Genomic DNA, 19,848 nt, shown 5'->3' with positions numbered 1-19,848 from the left:
CGGTCAGGTTCTCAAGAACTCTAGGAGTGCCGCGTTCACCGCCTCAGGCTCCTCGTGCTGGACCCAGTGGGTGGCGCCCTCGATCCAGCAGATGCTGCCGTTCTCGCACAAGGCAATGCTTGCCTCTGCCAGCCCCTTCTCCAGGAACCGGTCCTTACTGCCCCAGATCACCAGGGTGGGCGCGCGGACGGTCGCATCCTTCATGTCGGGCTTGAACGGCAGGGCGCGGTACCAGTTCAGCATGGCCGTGAGCGCGCCGGGCTGCGACCACGTTTTTTCGTAAGCCGCGATATCGTCATCAGAGAACGTGCCAGGACGGCTCGTGCGCCGGAGCGCGTTCTTGAGGCTGCGGTGACCGTTGGCCGAAAGCATGGTTTCGGGCAGGAACGGGATCTGGAAGAAGCCCACATAGAGGCTTCGCACCATCTGGCTCGGATGCGAGCGCATATAGGACCCGGCAACATTCGGATGAGGCGCGTTGAGGATGGCGAGATTCTTGACGCGAACCGGATGGCGCGAGGCCGTCCACCAGGCCACGAGTCCGCCCCAATCATGGCCAACGAGAGAAAAGGTCTGACGGCCGAGAGCATCGGCTAGTCCGACGATATCACCGGCCAAGATGTCGAGATCGTAAGCCCGACGGCCCTCCGGCTTGTCGCTGAGATTGTAGCCGCGTTGGTCGGGCACGAGCACGCGAAAGCCTGCGTCGGCCAGTGTTCCGATCTGGTAGCGCCAGCCCCACCAGAACTCCGGAAAGCCATGCAGCAGGATGACAAGAGGGCCGTCTTCCGGCCCCGCCTCGACGCAATGAAGCGTGACGCCGTTGGTGCGGCGGGTGCCTGGCGTGCTGGGGTCGAGGGCTTGTCTCATGCGTGCGCCGACACCCTGACAGGCCGCTTCGGCGGCTCCTCGGGGGCCATGAACTGGGCCCTGGCAAGCTCCGCGAAGCGCCCGCCATTGGCCACGAGTTCGTCGAAGGTGCCGCTTTCGATGACGCGCCCCTGATCGAACACGAGGATGCGGTTGGCGTTGCGGATGGTAGCAAGACGGTGGGCGATGACGAAGGTGGTGCGACCCTTCATGACCTCGTCGAGCGCCATCTGCAGCTTGCGTTCCGTTGCGGCGTCCAACGCGCTCGTGGCCTCGTCGAGAATCAGAATCGGCGGGTTCTTGAGCAACGCGCGGGCAATCGACAGGCGCTGGCGCTCGCCGCCGGACAGGGAGCGCCCGCGCTCGCCGATCACCGTGTCGAGGCCGTCCGTCTGCCGCGCGATGAACTCGATGGCCTGGGCCCGCTCCAGAGCCTCGATCATTTCCGCATCCGTTGCGTCCGGCCGTCCGACCTGCAGGTTCTCACGGATGGTGCGGGCAAACAGCATGGGCTCCTGGAACACCACGCCGATGTTGCGGCGAAGCGACGACAGGGTGACGTCGCGTATGTCGAGCCCGTCGATGCGGATGCAGCCCGATTGCGGATCGAAGGCGCGGTGCAGCAGTCCCAGGGTGGTCGACTTGCCGGAACCGGTCGCGCCCACCAGCGCGACGTTCTCTCCCTCGTGGACGGTGAAGGAGACGTCCTGCACGGCGGAGCGCTTGCCGTCATAGGAGAAGCTGACATTGTCGAATACCACGTCGCCCCCGTAGCGCTCTACGTCCTGAGCGTTGGGCCGGTCGTGCACGACCGGCGCCGTGTCCAAGATCTCGAAGAATTCCTGAAGTTTCGGCGCCTGCATGAAGAGCTGGTTGATGAAGCTCACCGCCTGCTCGAGCCGCCCGATCAGCATCGTGGCCATGCTCATGAACATGACGATCTCGCCGATGGTGGCGAGCCCGTTCAGGTGCAGCCATGTGCCGAGAAGGAAGATGGCCGTGACCGTGATGGTGGCCGCGGCGCGCGACGCGACAGCGGCCAGCGCCCACCAGGAGAGGACCGGATTCTGTGCCTGGAGCAATTGCTGGATGATGGTTCTGAGCGACCGCGTCTCGGCCTCGACGCGGGTGAAGGATTGAATGACCGGCACGTTGCCGAGCGCATCGGAGGCATGCTCGGCAAGGCTCGAATGATAGCGCTCGACGGAGCCCTGAAGAGTTTCGGTCTTGCGCAGAACGATGGCGGTCAGCACTGCGAACACGGTGACGAGCGCGACGAGCAGGAGGCCGAGTCGCCAGTTCAGGAACACAGTGAGCGGCAGCAGCACGACAAGCGCAATCAGCGCCGACATGTGCTCGCGGAAGAAGCCGAGCCACAGCCAGGACATGCTGCCCGAGCCTTCCAGCATCACTTTCAGGACGCGGCCCGAATGGGTGGCGGTATGGAAGGCGAGCGGCAATTCGAGCACGTGCTCGAAGTAATTCGCCACCACGGCCAGGCGGCGGCGATGGGCGAGCCGGTCTGCATGGAGCGCCACGAGGGCGCCTGCCCCAATGGAAAACATCCCGAAGGCCACCCAGGCGAGGATGAGCGGCATCAGGATTCCGAAGGTGACGGGCGGCGTATCCGGCAGCTGGCCGCGCGTGAGCACATCGATGATGCGCCCGAACAGGATCGGCTCCGCGAAGGCGGAAATCGCCAGGGCCACATTGGCCAGCGCAAGCACCGCGCCGATCCGGAGATCGGACCCGAGTTCGCCGAGAACACGGATATAGAGCCTGATCAGCCGCATGGGGATGCCTCTGCCAAGGGAACGGACATTAGGACGGAAACTCCGCTCGCGATAGAGAGTTGCGTCTCAAGAGGCCTCACGCCGGCCCAGTCCGCATTCATGCATCAACTCTTTGGGCATGAGACTGCCGCAGCTTCCGCCGGAAGCGGCCGATCCATCGCGGCCCCAGCTTCGGCTGCGAAGGACGCATCGGACGGGCGAGAAGAACGGCTCCCTCGCTGGTCTTGCGGATATGCAGGGTGCGGGTGTGGAACTCCTCCAATCCCGGCCGGTGCCCGATGGACAGCACGCTTGCACCCTTCAACTCATTCTCGAACAGCGCCAGCATGGACGTCTGGTTATCCTCGTCGAGAGCGGAGGTCGCCTCGTCCATGAAGACCCATTGCGGCTTGTGCAGAATCACGCGGGCGAAGGCTACCCGCTGCTGCTGCCCGAGAGACAGGCTGCGGTCCCAACGCTCGTGCCTGTCGAGCATGTCCAGGAATTCACCCAATCCGCAGCGCTCCAGGGCCGCACGGACATCCGCATCATCAAAGGTGTCGGGCGACGCCGGATAGCTGATGGCCGCTCGCAGGGTTCCAAGAGGCAGGTAGGGACGCTGCGGCAGGAACATCATCTGCTCAGGTCTCGGAACGCTGACCTTGCCGGAGCCCCAGGGCCAGAGGCCGGAGATGGCGCGGAAGAGCGTGCTCTTGCCGGCCCCCGATTCACCCATGATCAGCACCCGCTCGCCGGGTTTGATCTCGGCCGTCGCATCCTCGATCAGGATGCTGCCGTCGTTGAGCGCGATCGAGACACTCTCGAAGCTTAGCCAGCCTTTCGGATGCGGGGCAATGTCGATCCTGCGGTTCTCGGCGGCAACCTCTTCCAGGTCGAGAGACGCCTGCCGGAACGTGGCGACCCGCAGCACCGCCGAGCGCCAATCGGCGATCTTCGGGAAATTGTCGACGAAGTAGCGCAGGGCCGACTGCACCTGATTGAAGGCACCCACCACCATCATCATCTCGCCGAAGGAGAGGCGTCCCGCAAAGTAGTCCGGCGCAGCCGCCAGGATCGGCACCACGATGGCGAGCCAGCCATAGCCCGACGTGATCCAGGTCAGCCGCGCAAGACCGCTGGACAGGCGCCGCGAGGCCTTCAGCACAGCCTCGACGAACTCGTCCAGGCTGCGGCGCTCGTCGGGCTCGCCGTTGTAGAGCGCGACGCTCTCCGCGCTCTCGTTGACGCGCACGAGCGCGAACCGCAGATCGGCCTCGCGGGCATAACGCTCCGTGTTGAGCCGGATCAGCGGCCGGCCGACGAGCCAGGTGAGACCCGACCCGATGCCGGCATAGCCCACCGCAACCCACACCATGTAGCCGGGGATCGTGATGGCGGTGCCGGCAATCGTGAATGTGACCGGGCTCGACAGCCCCCACAGCACGCCGATGAAGCTGATGAGCAGCAGGAGCGCCTGCAGCATGCCGACCCCGAGCTCAGTCGAGAGCTCTGAGAAGAGGCGGCAATCCTCCTGCATGCGCTGATCCGGCTGCGAACCGTTCTTGCCCATGAAGCCGAGCTGGTAGGCATGATTGGGCTTAAGCCAAAGATTGAGCAGCACGTGGGTGAGCCGCTCCCGAAGGCGGATCTTGAGGCGCTCCTGCAGCCACGTCTGCGCCACGACGAGCGCGAGCAGGACGGCGATAATCGCCAGGAAGACGAGGAGCTGATCGAAGAAGGCGAAGGTGTTGCGCTTCTCCACCGCGTCAAAGAAGGCGCCATTCCATTGATTGAGCCGCACCTGGCCGAACATGTTGCCGATGAGGACAACGAGGATGAAGGCGCAGAGCCGCAGCATGGGCCAGCCCTTGCGCCCTCGGAGCATGTCGCGAAAGAGCGCATAGAGTTCCTGGCCGATGCTCGGCCTCACCTCGGCGATGGCGTCATCAGGATGATTGGGATCAGGCTGGTGCGCGGCAGCGGCATTCGCTTCCTTGGCCAGCGTATTGTCCTGGCCGGGACCGACTTCCTGCTCACGTCCTGTCGCCGGCGGCGGGGGCACTTGCCTGCCCAATTTCGGGTCGAAGTCCGGCATGTTTTGAGACGCGCACTCGTGTAGCTTGAGAGTTCCTCAAGCTAAAGCGCGTTAACATGAGTTAAGTTCCGGATTAGCCCCTATGGACCCGCAGGCGATCAGCGCTTGTCGGCCGCAACGGCCAGGGCCCAATACACCTTGTACTTGGAATTGGGCGCGTACGCCGTGGCGATGCCGATCCGGGTCGCTCTGGAATCGAGGAGAACCCGATTGTGTGGCGGGCTCTCGCGCCAGCCGGAAAAGGCTTCTGCCAGGGTGTGGTATCCGGCGGAGAGGTTTGCGGCCGGCTGGGCAAAGCCCGTGGAGGCAAGCCGCGCCTTGAAGCTGTCGGCGGAACTGGGCTTGTCGGCCCTCGCCATCGCGTCGGCCTCCGCCTGCGCCGCAGCCTGGAGGTCTGGATCGAGCGACAGCGGCTTCAGACCGTTGTTGCCGCGATACGCGCTGATCATGTCGCGTGCCATGGCAGCATCCACCTCGGCCCCGGCCTTGGCCATGGAGACATAGAAGCTCGGGGTCTGGCTGCGCGTGACGGGCTTCTCGCTCTGGCACGCGGCAAGGACGAGCACGGAAAGACTGACAAGGATGAGACGCTTCATGCGGGTGTCTTATCCTTGAGAAGGGTTAAGACTTCGTCCTCCTTCTCATCCGATTTCGGAGCTTTGTCGCTCTGTTCTTCCTCAGGCTCGGGAGCCGGTGCCGGAGCACCGATGCCGGCTTTGCGCAGCCCGCGGAAAATCTCGAAATACAGTTCGCTCGACACGCGCCCGGCCGCATCGATGTCATCGACGAAGCAGACGAGGTCGAAATCAATGGTGTTTTCCGTCACTTTCTTGAACAGCACGCGCGGATTGGGCTCGCTCATCACCTCCCGGTGGGCCAAGGCCGCCTTGCGCATGATCTCCGCCACCTGATCCGGATCGGACGCGCGGGGCACCGGAACCGACACGAGCACGCGCCCCACACGATCGTTGCGCACGCGGTTGCGCACGATGCCGGAGATCAGGTTCGAGTTCGGCACGATGAGCATCGAGCGGTCGAAGGCCTGGATCTCGGTGGAGCGCACATTGATCCGGCGCACATAGCCTTCGCCGTCGCCCACGACCACGAGATCTCCGACGCGGATCGGCCGCTCCCAGAGCAGGATCAGGCCGGAGATGAAGTTGTTGACGATGGATTGCAGGCCGAAACCGATACCCACCGACAGCGCACCGGCCACGATGGTGAGCCGCTCCAGGCTCAAGCCCAGATAAGTGAAGGCCACCACGCCCGCGGTGATGATGCCCACATAACCCGCCGCCGTGCGGATCGAGTTGCGCAGGCCCGCATCGAGATCGGTGGCCGGCAGGAAGGTGTTGTCGAGCCAGCGCTGGATGATGCGCGTAATCGTGAATCCACCGGCAAAGAGCAGGGCCGCGATCAGGATCGACGACAGGGAGATGGTGACGTCGCCGACATTGAAGCCGAAGAACAGGGCCCTGAGCGAACCCGTGACGTCAGTCGATTCGATGCCCCAGGGCAGCAGCACGAGCAGGATCGCGATGATGATGAGCGCGAGGCGCGCAACACCGCTCACCAGAATGCCGATCTGCTCCAGCGAGCGGCGGCGCAGGCCCGTATTTGCCTGCAGGGTCGTGGCGATCCGGCTCTGGCCCCTTAAGGAGCCACCGATGAACTCGTCGGCGAAGGCGATCCCGAGGACAAGCAGGGCGATGATGATGGAGATCCCCACCGCCTGATCGACCAGGAACGAGGCCAAGGCAATATAGCCGCCCACCACGCTGCCGATGATCAACGCTGCGATGAACCAGCCGAGGCTGCGCAGCGGGCCACCGATGTCGACCTCCTGCGGGACATAAGGCCCGAGGCAAGCTTCATCCTGGGTCTCGCGGGCCGCAAACCGCCGCAGGAGTTCGGCGAAGATGAGAGCCGCGGCAAGCGCAAAGACCGCCCGGGTGATGACCGTGATCGGCAGGGCGGCTGCGATGGCCTTATTGAAGGCCTCGATCACCTTGCCGGCGACCATCGCGGTCGCGAGGGTGACGGAGAAGCTCATGATCCGGTCGGCGGAAGCATCCCGCACCGGGATCAGCCGCCACGAGGTGTGATCCGGCGCCAGGACCGCATCGATTAAGGCGCGCACGAAGGCAATGAAGGCCAGCCCGCTCAGCAGCGCCCTTCCCACCTGCTCCAATCGGGGTGGCACGATATCGGAGGAGTCGAAGGCGATCCAGACGATCCAGCTCCCGGCAATGGCTGGGCCCGCTCCAAGAACAAGAACGCCGAGCGCCGCCAGCAGGCGGCTGCGGCGCGATGGATCGTTGATGGCCCGGTCGCGGCGCACAAGCCGCGGGGCGATGGAGCGCCGGCCGACATAAAGAGCAATCGCCGCGCCGATGGCCAGCCCGAGAAGCAGCAGGACCCCCAGCGACGTGTTGCGCCGCAGCTGATCCAGGGCATCCTCGGCGATAAGGCCCAGCGCCCGGAGCTCCCGCGGAACGGCCTGCACAACGTTCATCCAGAGGCTCGGGCTGAACAAGCCGTCGCTCTGCTCGAACAGGGCCCGGGTGAAGCCCGACCGACGCAGGTCCCCGATCTGAGTGCTCAGCTGCTCGGCCTGCACCAGCAGGGCGCGGCCGAGGCGTTGAGTCTCGTCGAGCTCAGCCACGGCCGCCTCGCGCTCAGCGCGGTCCCGGGCGACGTCGGCGCTCTCCTCGGGCTGCCCCTTCTCGGGCTTGGGTCCGAGCTGGCTCAGGCGCTGCTTGCTGGCCTCAAGTCTTGGAGTCTGCTCGTCCACGATGGCGCGAATATCGGCGATGATCGGCTCGATCTGCTGCCGGATGGTCTGCAGATCCGCGTCGGACATGGTCCGCCCCTGGATCGCCGCCTCCTTCTGGTCGAGATCGGCCTTGTAGCCATCGAGCTTGGCGCGGGCGGCCTTGGCTTCCACTGAAATGGTGGCGGGTGCGGGTGAAGCAACGGCCGGTGCGGGCGCGGGAGCCGCCTGGGGCTGAACCGGAGCCTGTGTCTGAGGATTGGGAGCAGTCTGCGCCTGTTGCGCGTCAGACGTGCTGCCAGCCGCAAAGGCCAGCACGATCACGGCGGCCCGGAAGAGCCGCTTGAGGCCAATACTCGTCATTCGGTCTACCCTATCGCATTCCTTAGAGCATGGAGTTGGGTCCATGCTCCCATTCTGCCGGTTCCGTTTCTCGCAGGATGCTCAAGCGGGCCGGTTCTTTGCGAATCATTACGGCGAAAACTCGCCGCAGGGCAGACCAAGCGCAACAAAAAAGCCGGGGAGGCCATTGCGCCTCGCCCGGCTGTCCTTACGGAAGCTGCGTTACTGCTTGGGAGCCTCGTTGGCCGAAGGCTGTGCATTGGGCGCCGGGTAAGCCGGGTTAGCCGGCGTAATCCGGTTGGTGGGATTGGCGTTGGACGAGCCCGTTGTGGAGCCTGTCGTGGCCGAGCGGGCGGCGTCCGTGCCCGGATCGTCGGGCGAGGTCGATCCAACCCAGATCATGTAGCCGCCAACAGCAACGGCAAGGAGCAGGAGCGAACCGATCAGAACGCCCAGGACCGGACGGCCTGAACCTCCCTGCCGGGTACGATCGTCGGGGATCAATTGAGCCATTTTCCAGTCTCTTTCAAAAGAATTGTTATCGGGCGAGCAGCAAGGCTCGGCATTACCAGGGCAACGCCAGATGCAGGAGGCGGTTCCTGCCCGATCCAATCTTGGCCATTTGACGCTCCGCGCGTCCCTGCTGCCTGGATCCAATGAAGCTTTTTCCCGTTGTCCGACACAGGCCGCCAATCACGGTCAGAGACGAGGGGTCAGTGGGTCGAGCAAGCGTGCGTGCACGAGGTGTCGCAGGGCGGTCAGCGAACCCCGCCGGGCTGCCTTAGCCATGTTTTCGCCGCTTTCTAAACCCTTGGGTAATCTCTGATTCAAGGAGAGATCATGCTGGACAATCGCATCAGTTTGGACGGGACTTGGGAATTTTTGCATGTGGCCGACGACCGTCTCGCTGGCCCGGCAGAGGTTCGCCAGATCACGGTGCCCAGTCCTTGGCAGGCTCAATTCGCGGACCTGCGCATGCGCGCCGGCATCGGCATCTATCGCAGGACGATCAACGTGGAGGAGGAGTGGCTCCACGACAGCGTCTGGATCCGCTTCGGCGCCGTCTTCCACAACACGAAGGTTTTCGTGAACGACGAGGCCGTGGGCCACAATGAAGGCGGCTTCCTGCCCTTCTCCTTTGACGTGACCCCTCACCTCAAGCCGGGCACGAACGAGATCAAGGTCCGGGTCGACAGTCCCACCGACAACCCGGCCGAGTTCCCGGACTCGCCCTTCGCCGAGATCCCGTTCGGCAAGCAGAGCTGGTACGGCCCCCTTTCCGGAATCTGGCAGTCGGTCCATCTCGAGCGCCGCATTTCCGATCACATGAGCCGCGTGCGCCTCGTGCCCAACCTGACCACCGGCCGCGTGACCTCGGGCGTGTTCTTCGCGCGTCCGCTCACGGGCGCGACGCAGATCCGCATCCGGGTGACCGACCCGTCGGGCGACGTGGTGCTCGACGAGATGCACGAGACGCAGGTGGGCGTCACCTCGATGCCGTTCGAGTTCACCCTCGACGATGTGCGGGCCTGGTCGCCCGATCATCCGAACCTCTACCGGATCACCCTGGAGCTCATGCGCGACGGCGAGGTGAAGGACGAGATCGCCGACAATTTCGGCTTCCGCTCCATCGAGACCCGCAACGGAAAGTTCTACCTCAACGGCGAGCCACTCTATATTCGCTCCGCGCTCGACCAGGATTACTACCCGGACACGATCTGCACCGTGCCGTCGGTGGAGTTCCTTGAGGATCAGTTCCGCAAAGCGAAGGAGATGGGGCTCAACTGCCTGCGCTGCCACATCAAGGCGGCGGATCCGCGCTACTACGAGGTGGCGGACCGGATGGGCCTGCTCATCTGGACCGAGCTGCCCAACGGCGGCATGGCGACCGACCGTTCGCGCGGGCGTAAGGAAAAGCTCCTGAAGGGCATCGTCGACCGCGACAGCAACCACCCGTCGATCATCATCTGGACGATCATCAACGAGAACTGGGGCGTCGACCTCGTCAACGATGCGGACCACCGCGACTGGCTCAAGCGCACCTTCGCCTGGCTCAAGGCCTACGATCCCACGCGCCTCGTGGTCGACAACTCGCCGCTCGCGCCGAGCTTCCATGTGGAATCCGACATCGCAGATTATCACTTCTATGCCGCCTATCCCGATCACCGTGACCAGTGGGATCAGTTCGTTGACGAACTGTCGGGCCGCGCGTCCTGGCTCTATTCGCCCCATGGCGATGCGGTGATCACTGGTCGCGAGCCGCTCATGTGCTCGGAGTTCGGCAACTGGGGCCTGCCTTATCCGAAGGATCTGCGCGACGAGAAGGGCGAGGAGCCCTGGTGGTTCGAGACCGGTCACGACTGGGGCGAAGGCGTGATGTACGCCCACGGCGTCGAGAACCGCTTCTCGGACTGGAGCCTGGACCGCGTCTTCGGCGATCTGCGCCGTTTCGTGATCGCAGCCCAGTGGCAGCAGTTCCGCGCGCTGAAGTACGAAATCGAGGCGATGCGGCGCAAACCCAGCCTCGCGGGCTACGTCATCACCGAGCTGCACGACTGTCACTGGGAGTCGAACGGCCTGCTCGACATGCGCCGCAACACGCGCGTGTTCCACGAGCTGTTCCCCATCATCAATTCGGACACGGTGATCGCTCCGAAATGGGAGCGCGCCTCCTACTGGTCAGGCGAGAAGGCATCCCTTGGGCTCGCCATCGCACATGGCGCCGGGCCTGTGCTTGAGGATTGCACGCTGGAAATTTCACTCGGGGGCGAAACCCAGGCGCTGCCGCTCCCTCGCATTGAAGCGCCGGACGTGCTCGATCTGGGCCGCATCGAGATTCAGCTGCCTCAGATGGACGAGCCCTCCCTGCGGCGGATCAATTTCGATCTGCGCACCTCCGACGGTCGCCTGATCGCGCACAATCACCACGACATCGCGATCCATCCCAAGCGCACCCGGCCGGTCCATGCGCGCGAGCTGGTATGGTCGCCGGACGAGGATATTCGCGAGCGCTTCCAGGCGCTGGGCTACACCCTTGCCCGTGCCTTCGAGGAATCGACCCTCATCGTCGCCCGCACGCACAACAAGGCCATTGCCGACCATGTGCGCGCCGGCGCCAAGCTCCTGCTGCTGCCGGATAGCGACATGAGTCTCTACCCGTTCTTCCCGCACTGGCAGGCGGTGAAGGTGCAGGCCCGTCACGGGACGCTGTGGTCTGGCGACTGGGCCTCCTCCTTCGGCTGGCTGCGCCGTGCCGGTCATTTCGCCCGCTTCCCGTCCGGTCCGCTGCTCGACGAGACCATGGACCGGGTGCTGCCGGACCACGTGATCTCGGGCTGTAACCTTCTCGACTTCCAGGCCCGTGTCTTCGCCGGTCTTGTGGTGGGCTGGATTCACAAGCCGGTGGCGCTCGGCGTCGAGCGGTCCTACGGACGCGGCCGCCTGGTCGCCTCGACCCTGCGCCTGTTCCGCGATGAACCAATGGCTGATCCAAGCGCCACGATGCTTCTGGATGCTTTGGTGGAGCTCGCGGTCGAGTCGCGGGCAGCTCGTCTCGAAGAAGCGGTGCGAGCTGCGGAAGCGGCTGCGTAAGGCGCCTTGATCATGCGCGGCAAAGGGCGGCGCAGACATCTCTGCACCGCTCTTTGCATTTTAGGATCAAAAGGAATGGCCAGCACGAGGCCGGCCATTCCTGCGATCTCTGGATCTGAGGGATTACTCGGCTGCCACCTTCATGACGCCTTCCGACCACTCGACTTCATTATCGGCAAAGAAGCGATCGAGAGCGCTCTCGAGGTGTGGCATGAGAATGCCGCGTTCGGTGGAAAGCGCCGTATTGAGCATCGGCAGATCGCCCGCATCGGTGACGAGGCTGGAATCGAAGCCCGCGCGCTCGGCCGCCATGGCTGCGAGATCCCGCCAGGAGGTCTCGCCGATATTGGCCATGTGCCAGATACCCATGCCTCCATCGATCAGCAGATCGAGGGACGTATTCACCAGATCGGGTACGTAAGTAGGCGATATTACATCGAGGCTGGCTTCCACCCCTTCGCCCTTGCTCAGGGTGTTAAGGATGGACCAGACGAAGTTGTAGCGGTCCCAGGGGCCGAAGAAGGCGCTCGTGCGCAGGATCAGGGCCTTTTCGTGAGCCTCCAGAACGCGACGCTCCGCTTCGGCTTTGCTTTCGCCATAGACCGTTGTCGGGTTGACCGCATCGCTCTCCACATACGGCCTCTCGAGAGTGCCGTCGAAGACGAGATTGGACGAGAAGGTCACGAGCGGGATGCCGCGATCGGCGCACGCCTTGGCAAGAATTTCCGCGCCTTTGGCGTTTTCGCGGAAGCAGGCCTTTCGGTCATTCTCGGCCTCCGCGACACGCACATAGCCGGCGGTATTGATCACTGCCCAAGGCCGGTTGCAGTCGAGAGCATTGGCGACGCTCTTAGGGTCGGCGATGTCCATATCCTGGCGTGAGAGCAGCACATGGTTGAGCCCACGGAAATCGCACAGGCGCGAATAGGCGCGGCCCAGGGTTCCCGTTGCGCCCGTGATCATGAGCTGGCGCGGCTCGTCGGCCAGCCAGCAGGATCTCGACTGCCGTGACGGGCGCTTGTAGAAACGGATGTCGCGCTTCCACCAGCCAGCACGATCGAGAACCGGGTGATTGAAGGTGCCAGTCTTGGCCAGCGCTTCAGCGGCATGAGCCAAGGCCGTGCGCCGCGGCGTGGATGTGCGAACATCGAAGGGGCCCGGCTCGTAGAAGCCGTTGCGACGGGTGAGAAGGCTGTTCCAATCCACCGCCCCATAGAGCGACCAGACGGTTACGGCGCGAATGTCGGCACCCTCGTCCCGAAGCGTGTTGACATCGTTCCACACCTCCATGAGCCACCGGAGCTGGTCGTCACGTGTGCTGCCGTGATGAGCCTCAGTGACGGCGATCGGCCGCTTATAGCGCTCCCACACCTCCCGCAGCCGGGCGGCCGGTCCGAGATCCGCTGCCGGCAGCGGCATGCGAACCGCTTCGGCGTCGGCATATCGGTGCGTGCCGTTGCCGCCCCAATGGTGCTCGGGATAGCGGCGCATGCGCTCATCGAGGTAGCGCTCGCTGGTGAGATAATGATTGATGCCGATGATGTCGGGCGCCGCATCCGCCTCAAGGAAGAGTTCGAGATCGGCTTGGCTCACACCGCTCCTGATGAACTTGTCCCACCACGGATGGTCCCGGTCGACCATACCGCACAGGAGATCGAAGCTCAGGAAACGGCGCTGATTCTCGTGCTCCGCCTGATAGGCGAGTGTCGGCGTCGAGAAGGTCTTGCCCATATCGTCCGTCTGGACGAGCTGCGCATCGGGCCGCACCTTGCGGATGACCCGCATGGACAGGACGGTCGCCTTGCATTCGTTCACGAGGATCTGGAGGAAGGTCTCGAGGCTCGTGCCATGCGGGTACCAATGGCCATAGAGCCCTGAAAACCGCGCCGTGGTGAGCGGCTCGTTGACCGGCGTGTAGAGATCGAGATGAGGATAGCGCTGGGCCACATTGGCGGCATGGCGGGCCAGAAGCTCGGGCCATGCCGGGTCGAGCATATGGGTATAGCGCGGGCCGCTGCCGTGATGGCACAGGCCTGCGATGGCGCGAATGTTCAGCTCTTCAAGGCGCTTCAAGCGTGTATCATGCCAGGAGAAGTCCGTCAGGTCCGGGCTCTCGGGAGAGATCTTCTCCCAGAGCACCGGATGACGCAAAGTGCGGATACCGAGCTCAGCAATGCGATCGAGATCCTCGATCCGGTCCTGATAACCGGTCTCCAGGCTTTGGTCGCGGTAGTCGTCGCCTACTCTTGCGACAGTACATTCCAAACCGCCCCAAAGCTCTAGTGGTCGCTTCATCGTACAACTCCGAGCTATTTCACTAAGCGTTCTTCAACAATTCTTAGCGCGGATTGTTCGATGTCTTTTTTCATTACGAGACCAGGCCTGCCGAGGCCGATACGACCTTGACCGCCGATGTGTCCGCACCGACCGGCAGGGACTCATTGATGCGACGGAAGGTGGCGAGCGCCTGCCCGACGATCTGGTCCATGTTGTAGTAGCGGTAGGTCGCCAGCCGCCCCACGAACCACACATCGGGCGTGGCCAAGGCCAAGCGCTCGTACTTCTTGAAGAGCTCCTGGTTCTCCGCCTTCGGAATCGGATAGTAGGGATCTCCTTCGGCCGACGGGTACTCGTAAGTGAGTGCCGTCTTGGCATGCTCCTGGCCGGTCAGGTGCTTGTATTCCGTGACGCGCGTGTAGTCGTTGGTCTGCGGGAAGTTCACGACACCGACTGACTGGTGCCAGGGTTTATCGAGCGTCACGTGCTCGAAGCGCAGCGAGCGATAGGGCAGCTTGCCGAACTGGAAATTGAAGTACTCGTCGATCGGCCCGCAATAAATGACACGACGATGCGGGATGACATTCTTGACGTCGTCGTACTCAGTCTGCGTCATAATGTCGATATTCGGATGGCTTACCATCTTCTCGAACATCCGGGTGTAGCCGTGCTTCGGCATGAACTGGAACTCGTCCGTGAAGTAGCGGTCGTCCCGGTTTGTGCGGGTCGGCACGCGTGACGTCACGGACTTGTCGAGTTCGGACGGATCGAGGCCCCATTGCTTGCGGGTATAGCCGCGGAAGAACTTTTCATAGAGCTCGCGGCCCACAACGGAGACCACCACGTCCTCCGACGTCTTGATCTCGCCGATCGTCTCGGCGCGCTCGGCGAACCAGTCCTGCAACTGCTCGGAGGTGAGGTTCAGGCCGTAGAGCTTGTTAACCGTGTCGAGATTGATCGGGATCGGCACCTGCATGCCGTCCACCTCGGCCAGCACCCGATGCTCGTAGAAGCGCCATTCGGTGAAGCGGGAGAGATGGTCGAAGATCTGCTTGGAATTGGTGTGGAAGATATGCGGACCGTATTGGTGGATCAGCAGCCCGTCATCGTCGTACTTATCATAGGCGTTGCCGCCGATATGAGGACGGCGGTCGATGAGAAGGACGCGCTCGTTGCGTTCGGTCGCAAGGCGTTCGGCCAGAACGCTGCCTGCAAAGCCGGCGCCGACAATCAGCCAATCATACATTCCAGATCACTCCGCAGGCGTGGTGGCATAAACGGGGCGGGACGAGGCGGGACGGTCCGCGGCGGTTCCGCCGGTCGAGTCCAGCATCAGCTTGTGCATGGCGCCCCAGGTCTTGTCCCAGGAGCCGGCGGCCAAGTGCCGGTCCACCCTGGCAAGCCAGGCTTCCTTCGGCCGGGCCAAAATGGTCTCGACCTTGGCGACCACCTCCTTGGCGTCCCGGGCGATCTCGACGAGCCCCTTCTCGCCATAGGGGCGCACCACGTCGGTGATTGCGGTCGAGACAACGGGGACGCCAGCAGCCAGGAACTCGGGCGTCTTGGTGGGGCTGATGAACTTCGTCGCCTCGTTGAGGGCGAAGTTCATGAAGCCCACGTCCCAGCCGGCCAGGTAATGGGGCAGCTCATTGTAGGTCTTGCCGCCGAGCCAATGGATGTTGGGCCCCTGCGGCAATGAGGCCGGATCGATCTTCACCACGGGGCCGATCATCACGAACTGCCAGTCGGAGCGCAAGCTGGCAACCTGCGCCAGGAGATCGATATTCATCCGCTCGTCGACCACACCGAAGAAGCCGAGACGCGGCCCCGGAATATGCGCCTGATCCTCAGGATCCTTATCGATGGAGCGCGCCTGCGAGAAGTGATTGAAGTCGATGGAGGACGGGAAGCCGTGGATACTGCGGTGACGGCTCTTCTTGGCCTCATAGAGGCTCATACCACCGGTGAAGACGAGATCGCACCGTTCGAAAAGAGCGTTCTCCAGATCGAGAAGCTCCTGCGAGGCGCCGCGAAAGAGCGAGAGCTCATCCATGTTGTCGTAGACGCACAGGTCGCACTCGAGGTCGCTCGTGAAAGCCATTGCCATCGGCGTGTAGTACCAAAACACACGGGAGCCAGTGGATTCGCGCCCGATCAGCTCTTCGATGAGATCGTGCTGCTCGGCGAGAACATCGTCATGAGACAGGCCCTCCGGCAGAACCGGTACGGCGATGGTGACGCCCTGAGGACGCTCGCTCACGTCCATATGTGGCTTAACACCGGCCTTGAAGATTGGCTCTTCGATGATCAGCACGTTGTAATGCTTGGCGGCACGGCTGAGAAGATGCTGAGGGCGCTGCCAGACGAAATCCCAGCGCAGATGCGAGAAACAGACGAGGAGGGGCTTTTCCGAACCGGCTTTGATGGGCGAACGAAGGGCGTAGGACTGCGTCATCAAACGCTCATGCATAGCGCGAACCTCAGATAAAGATGTGTTGTCACGGTCGGACAGAAGAACACGGTCCGGGGCGAATAAAGCGATGTCTTTAATGAAGCGCACCGGCGAAGGGTCGCGGTCGCAATCGATTTCATAACGCAGATGGAGCAGTTTGGTTCCACCTGTGTTCATCTTCGTGAACGGCTATTCATGGGAATAGCCAGTGTCACTTCTTCTCGAGCAGGAGCGTTCCTTGCTTTTGAATGAAGGTCTTTGCCTTCTCCGCAATCATTGCAAGTATCCACGGCAACTGGACTTCGACACGCACCTGATCTTGCATGACTTCAAGATGGCCACTGACGTTCTGGCCCATAGCGCCGACGCGAAAATCCATCCTGTTTCCGCTCCAGGTTTCGTGGATCGACGCGACCTTGTCGCCGAACTGCGATTTTACCCCTGCCATGCCGCCTTGGAGCCGCCGCATGGCTTCGGCTTGGCCCAAATTGTGGGGAATGGAGACGACGAGGGGCTTCGACATGAGAGTACTCCGCATTTCACTCAACAAGCGAAGCCGTACCGTGTCGGTTCCGTCGCTAGAGCATTTCTACGCGGATGGCTCGGATCACGATGGCTTCCTGATCGAAGCGTCGCTCCAGGTCAGCGCGGTAGCGCTCCCACCAAGCATGATCGATCTCGCGTGCCATGACCTCGAACACGACGATATCGTCATGATTCGTGCGGCCGCCTTCTTTCCAGACGCCTTCGGCCGGCGCGCGGGTGAAGCTCGTGATGCCGCCGAATCGCTCGGACAGTTCCGACCGCACCCTCCCATAAGCTGCGCCTTCGAAGCGGCGGCCTGCATTATCGGCAAGCGGCAGAAGGATTTGAATCAGGTGCATTGCCATCCCCTGGAACGCCATGGCCGGATGAGGACATAGCTCACAGGGCGGGAAAGGCGAGTCCTAAAGGCCGTCAGGCCTGCAAGGCCGCAAACAGATCCTCATCCGTTTCGGGAATGTCATTGTCGACACGATAGCGGCCCGAGGGCTTCGAAACACGCCAGGGCAAGGCCGTGGAGGCATGAAAAGCCTCGGAGGGGCGAAGCCGCCGCCCCCTGCCGTCACCTTGGACCTCATCGATGACGACGAACCCGAAGATGGTCAGGCGCGTCGCCATGGCCTTCGTCATGCGATCATCGGCCCCGATCGTCAGGGAGCCCGCGGAATACACAGCATCCATGAGGCTCTTCTGGTCGCGGCGAGGATTGGCCGACGAGCGTGCGCCCGGAAAGCGGATAACATTCGTCGGCTGAGACGATCTCGATTCCATGTAAGCAACCCTTGGTCCCGAATCGGGGCAAGAATCGCCGCAAGGGATTAAGAAGCGCCTAATCGAGCCGATGAAGGGAGACGTACCCGACCCCGGACGAGGTCAGCCCGAGAGCCTGTGCGGGTCCCTTGGCGAGATCGATGATGCGCCGGTGAGCGAAAGGACCGCGGTCGTTCACCCGGACGACTACGGAGCGGCCGTTGGTTTCGTTGATGACCTTGAGGCGCGTGCCGAAGGGCAGGGACCGGTGGGCGGCCGTCATGTCGTAGGAGTTGAAGCGCTCGCCGCTGGCGGTCTTGCGGCCATGGAAGCCGGGGCCGTACCAGGAGGCGGTGCCGCGCTGAAAGGCTTTGCCCGTCTCGATATTGGCCGTCGAGATGGATCCCGTGACCGTTGGGTCGTTGGAGGCGGTTGTATTGCAGGCCGCCATGAAAAGAAGTGGCATCATCGCAGATGCTCGGGTGAGGATATTCTTCAAGGACAGTCTCCCCTTCCGTTTCGATTGGAAGTGAAGCTGATCTTTAAAAAGGCAAGAATAAGGCGCCTAAATTTTTTCAGGTCCCTCTCATACTTCAGAGACATGGAATTATTGGCAAAACTAGCCTGAAGAATTTTTCTCACCCGGCTTTATATATGGGACAACGTTTCTCTTGCCTCTGCAGGGGAACTCACTGTTGCGTGATCGCCAGATCGTGACTCTCGCCGGGTAGCCAAGCCGCTATAGGTAAGCTTCCACTGTCCCCAAGACAGCCGAGGACACCCGTTCGATGCTGAAATCTTCCCCATCCCCGCATGTTGCCATTGTCGGGGCCGGCCCGGGCGGCTTGGCGTCGGCCATGCTGCTGGCCCGTGAGGGGATTCCGGTCACGATCTTCGAGCGCGAGCCGGCTGTCGGCGGCCGCACCCGTACGATTCACGCGCCGGGTGGCTATAAATTCGACATCGGCCCCACCTTCTTCCTGTACCCGCGTATTCTGAAGGACATCTTCGAGGCTTGTGGCGAGCGGCTGGAGGACCATGTCGAGCTCAAGCGCCTCGACCCGCAATACCACCTCGTCTTCGAAGGTGGCGGCGACATCCGGGCCACCTACGACCTCGACCGCCTCGAGCAGGAGATCGCACGCCTGGCGCCCGCCGATGCGAAAAACGTGCGGCGCTTCCTCGACGACAACCGCAAGAAGCTCGAGGCCTTCCGGCCGGTGCTGGAGCAGGGGTTTTCGAGCCCGGCGGATCTCTTCTCGCCCGCCATGCTGGCGGCGCTGCCGAAGCTCAGGCCGTTCTCGAGCGTAGACGGCGATCTCAAGCGATATTTCGCCGACCCGCGCGTGCGCCTCTCCTTTTCATTCCAGACGAAATATCTCGGCATGTCGCCGTTCCAGTGCCCCAGCCTGTTCACGATCCTCTCGTTCCTTGAATACGAGCACGGCGTGTTCCATCCCATGGGCGGCTGCGGCGCGGTGTCGGAAGCCATGGCGAATGTCGCGCGCAAGATGGGCGTCGACATCCGGTTGAACACGCCCGTGGATCGCATCGTCTATGAAAACGGGGAGGCTGTGGGCATCGAGGCAGGTGGCGAGAGGTTTGCTGCGGGCTCGGTAGTGGTGAACGGCGATTTCGGCCATGCCATGCGCCGCCTCGTGCCAGAAGAGATGCGTCCGCGCTGGAAGAACAAAAAGCTCGATCGCGCCAAGATCTCCTGCTCCACCTTCATGCTCTATCTAGGCATCGAAGGTGATCTCGGCGACCTCGCCCATCACACGATCCTGCTGTCGAAGGAATACGAGCGCAACATTCACGAGATCACCAACGGCATTCTCCCCGAGGAGCCGTCGATCTACATTCATCATGCCGGCGTGACCGACCCGTCACTCGCGCCGAAGGGGCATGCGAGCCTCTACATTCTGGTGCCCGTGCCGAACCTGCGCTGCGGCATCGATTGGGAGCGTGAGGCGCCGCGCTATCGCAGGATTGCGCTGGAGCGGCTGAAGCTGCTCGGTCTTACCGACATCGAAAGCCGGATCCGCTATGAGCGCGTGGTGACACCGCGCGGCTGGGAGGAGGATTTCGCGGTCTTTGAAGGCGCCACCTTCAACCTCGCGCACAACCTCACCCAGATGCTCTATTTCCGGCCGCACAATCGCTTTGGCCGCAACGTCTATCTGGTGGGCGGCGGCACGCATCCCGGCAGCGGTCTGCCCGTGATCTACGAGGGTGCGCGCATCACCACGCGCCTGCTGCTCGAAGACCGGGAGCATCGCAAGGTCGGGAATGACGAACTGGCGCCTGCCGTCGCGCCGGTCGGCGAAGCTGCCTTGTGAGGGAGCATGTCATGAGCCGAATCGGATTGCTCGCATTTCTGTTT

Annotated in this window: 15 protein-coding genes; 2 read left to right on the top strand and 13 right to left on the bottom strand. The window is 62.8% G+C overall.

Annotated features, from left to right (window positions below; all coding sequences use genetic code 11):
* Positions 1-3 precede the first annotated feature (3 nt).
* The 6 genes from VB618_RS11630 to VB618_RS11605 all read right to left on the bottom strand — a co-directional run bounded on the left by VB618_RS11630 (position 4) and on the right by VB618_RS11605 (position 8,365).
* A complete protein-coding gene (locus VB618_RS11630; protein ID WP_329796810.1) occupies positions 4-870 on the bottom strand; it encodes an alpha/beta fold hydrolase in 867 nt (288 codons plus the stop codon).
* Positions 867-2,663 carry a glucan ABC transporter ATP-binding protein/ permease gene (locus VB618_RS11625; protein ID WP_329796809.1) on the bottom strand — a complete coding sequence of 599 codons (1,797 nt, stop codon included), beginning with the start codon at positions 2,661-2,663 and terminating at the stop codon, positions 867-869. The genes VB618_RS11630 and VB618_RS11625 overlap by 4 nt, the downstream gene beginning before the upstream one ends.
* 97 nt (positions 2,664-2,760) lie before the next feature.
* Positions 2,761-4,737, bottom strand: a complete 1,977-nt coding sequence (locus VB618_RS11620; RefSeq protein ID WP_329796808.1) for an ABC transporter ATP-binding protein/permease — start codon at positions 4,735-4,737, stop codon at positions 2,761-2,763.
* Between the two features lie 98 nt (positions 4,738-4,835).
* Complete coding sequence (locus VB618_RS11615) at positions 4,836-5,333, bottom strand: CAP domain-containing protein (RefSeq protein WP_329796807.1); 498 nt, start codon at positions 5,331-5,333, stop codon at positions 4,836-4,838.
* Positions 5,330-7,873 carry a DUF3772 domain-containing protein gene (locus VB618_RS11610; RefSeq protein WP_329796806.1) on the bottom strand — a complete coding sequence of 848 codons (2,544 nt, stop codon included), beginning with the start codon at positions 7,871-7,873 and terminating at the stop codon, positions 5,330-5,332. Before VB618_RS11610 ends, VB618_RS11615 begins: the two co-directional genes overlap by 4 nt.
* A 201-nt stretch (positions 7,874-8,074) precedes the next feature.
* Positions 8,075-8,365 carry a hypothetical protein gene (locus VB618_RS11605; protein WP_329796805.1) on the bottom strand — a complete coding sequence of 97 codons (291 nt, stop codon included), beginning with the start codon at positions 8,363-8,365 and terminating at the stop codon, positions 8,075-8,077.
* 327 nt (positions 8,366-8,692) lie between these two features.
* Between VB618_RS11605 and VB618_RS11600 the strand changes: the two genes are divergently transcribed.
* A complete protein-coding gene (locus VB618_RS11600; RefSeq protein ID WP_329796804.1) occupies positions 8,693-11,443 on the top strand; it encodes a glycoside hydrolase family 2 protein in 2,751 nt (916 codons plus the stop codon).
* A 123-nt stretch (positions 11,444-11,566) separates the two neighbouring features.
* On the opposite strand, the gene VB618_RS11595 is transcribed toward VB618_RS11600, so the two are convergent.
* The 7 genes from VB618_RS11595 to VB618_RS11565 all read right to left on the bottom strand — a co-directional run bounded on the left by VB618_RS11595 (position 11,567) and on the right by VB618_RS11565 (position 17,931).
* On the bottom strand, positions 11,567-13,738 hold the full coding sequence (locus VB618_RS11595) for a family 1 glycosylhydrolase (protein ID WP_329796803.1): 2,172 nt from the start codon (positions 13,736-13,738) through the stop codon (positions 11,567-11,569).
* Between the two features lie 73 nt (positions 13,739-13,811).
* Complete coding sequence (glf, locus tag VB618_RS11590; protein ID WP_329796801.1) at positions 13,812-14,966, bottom strand: UDP-galactopyranose mutase; 1,155 nt, start codon at positions 14,964-14,966, stop codon at positions 13,812-13,814.
* A gap of 6 nt (positions 14,967-14,972) precedes the next feature.
* A complete protein-coding gene (locus VB618_RS11585) occupies positions 14,973-16,175 on the bottom strand; it encodes a glycosyltransferase family 1 protein (protein WP_329796800.1) in 1,203 nt (400 codons plus the stop codon).
* Positions 16,176-16,383: 208 nt separating this feature from the next.
* The gene (locus VB618_RS11580; protein ID WP_329796799.1) at positions 16,384-16,695 is read right to left on the bottom strand and encodes a polyhydroxyalkanoic acid system family protein; all 312 of its coding nucleotides are present in this window, start codon (positions 16,693-16,695) and stop codon (positions 16,384-16,386) included.
* Between the two features lie 55 nt (positions 16,696-16,750).
* Complete coding sequence (locus VB618_RS11575; protein WP_329796798.1) at positions 16,751-17,056, bottom strand: hypothetical protein; 306 nt, start codon at positions 17,054-17,056, stop codon at positions 16,751-16,753.
* Positions 17,057-17,129: 73 nt separating this feature from the next.
* Complete coding sequence (locus VB618_RS11570; RefSeq protein WP_329796797.1) at positions 17,130-17,486, bottom strand: hypothetical protein; 357 nt, start codon at positions 17,484-17,486, stop codon at positions 17,130-17,132.
* Positions 17,487-17,544: 58 nt separating this feature from the next.
* Positions 17,545-17,931 (bottom strand): septal ring lytic transglycosylase RlpA family protein, encoded by a 387-nt coding sequence (locus VB618_RS11565; RefSeq protein WP_442931757.1) that lies wholly within the window; start codon positions 17,929-17,931, stop codon positions 17,545-17,547.
* Positions 17,932-18,253: 322 nt separating this feature from the next.
* Between VB618_RS11565 and crtI the strand changes: the two genes are divergently transcribed.
* Positions 18,254-19,804, top strand: a complete 1,551-nt coding sequence (gene crtI / locus VB618_RS11560; protein WP_329796795.1) for a phytoene desaturase family protein — start codon at positions 18,254-18,256, stop codon at positions 19,802-19,804.
* Positions 19,805-19,848 lie beyond the last annotated feature (44 nt).

The organism is Microvirga sp. CF3062 (genome assembly GCF_036314045.1).
Lineage (GTDB): Bacteria > Pseudomonadota > Alphaproteobacteria > Rhizobiales > Beijerinckiaceae > Microvirga.
The sequence above is the reverse complement of the archived record's forward strand: the minus strand, read 5'-3'. Positions and strand labels throughout refer to the sequence as shown.

What these genes read in the sequence shown, in the direction of transcription:
- VB618_RS11605 (WP_329796805.1), bottom strand. Translation starts at nt 8,365, where the DNA reads ATGGCTCAATTGATCCCCGACGATCGTACCCGGCAGGGAGGTTCAGGC.
- VB618_RS11610 (WP_329796806.1), bottom strand. Translation starts at nt 7,873, where the DNA reads ATGACGAGTATTGGCCTCAAGCGGCTCTTCCGGGCCGCCGTGATCGTG.
- crtI (WP_329796795.1), top strand. Translation starts at nt 18,254, where the DNA reads ATGCTGAAATCTTCCCCATCCCCGCATGTTGCCATTGTCGGGGCCGGC.
- VB618_RS11570 (WP_329796797.1), bottom strand. Translation starts at nt 17,486, where the DNA reads ATGGAATCGAGATCGTCTCAGCCGACGAATGTTATCCGCTTTCCGGGC.
- VB618_RS11630 (WP_329796810.1), bottom strand. Translation starts at nt 870, where the DNA reads ATGAGACAAGCCCTCGACCCCAGCACGCCAGGCACCCGCCGCACCAAC.
- VB618_RS11585 (WP_329796800.1), bottom strand. Translation starts at nt 16,175, where the DNA reads ATGACGCAGTCCTACGCCCTTCGTTCGCCCATCAAAGCCGGTTCGGAA.
- VB618_RS11580 (WP_329796799.1), bottom strand. Translation starts at nt 16,695, where the DNA reads ATGTCGAAGCCCCTCGTCGTCTCCATTCCCCACAATTTGGGCCAAGCC.
- VB618_RS11615 (WP_329796807.1), bottom strand. Translation starts at nt 5,333, where the DNA reads ATGAAGCGTCTCATCCTTGTCAGTCTTTCCGTGCTCGTCCTTGCCGCG.
- VB618_RS11625 (WP_329796809.1), bottom strand. Translation starts at nt 2,663, where the DNA reads ATGCGGCTGATCAGGCTCTATATCCGTGTTCTCGGCGAACTCGGGTCC.
- VB618_RS11600 (WP_329796804.1), top strand. Translation starts at nt 8,693, where the DNA reads ATGCTGGACAATCGCATCAGTTTGGACGGGACTTGGGAATTTTTGCAT.
- VB618_RS11595 (WP_329796803.1), bottom strand. Translation starts at nt 13,738, where the DNA reads ATGAAGCGACCACTAGAGCTTTGGGGCGGTTTGGAATGTACTGTCGCA.
- VB618_RS11620 (WP_329796808.1), bottom strand. Translation starts at nt 4,737, where the DNA reads ATGCCGGACTTCGACCCGAAATTGGGCAGGCAAGTGCCCCCGCCGCCG.
- glf (WP_329796801.1), bottom strand. Translation starts at nt 14,966, where the DNA reads ATGTATGATTGGCTGATTGTCGGCGCCGGCTTTGCAGGCAGCGTTCTG.
- VB618_RS11575 (WP_329796798.1), bottom strand. Translation starts at nt 17,056, where the DNA reads ATGCACCTGATTCAAATCCTTCTGCCGCTTGCCGATAATGCAGGCCGC.
- VB618_RS11565 (WP_442931757.1), bottom strand. Translation starts at nt 17,931, where the DNA reads ATGCCACTTCTTTTCATGGCGGCCTGCAATACAACCGCCTCCAACGAC.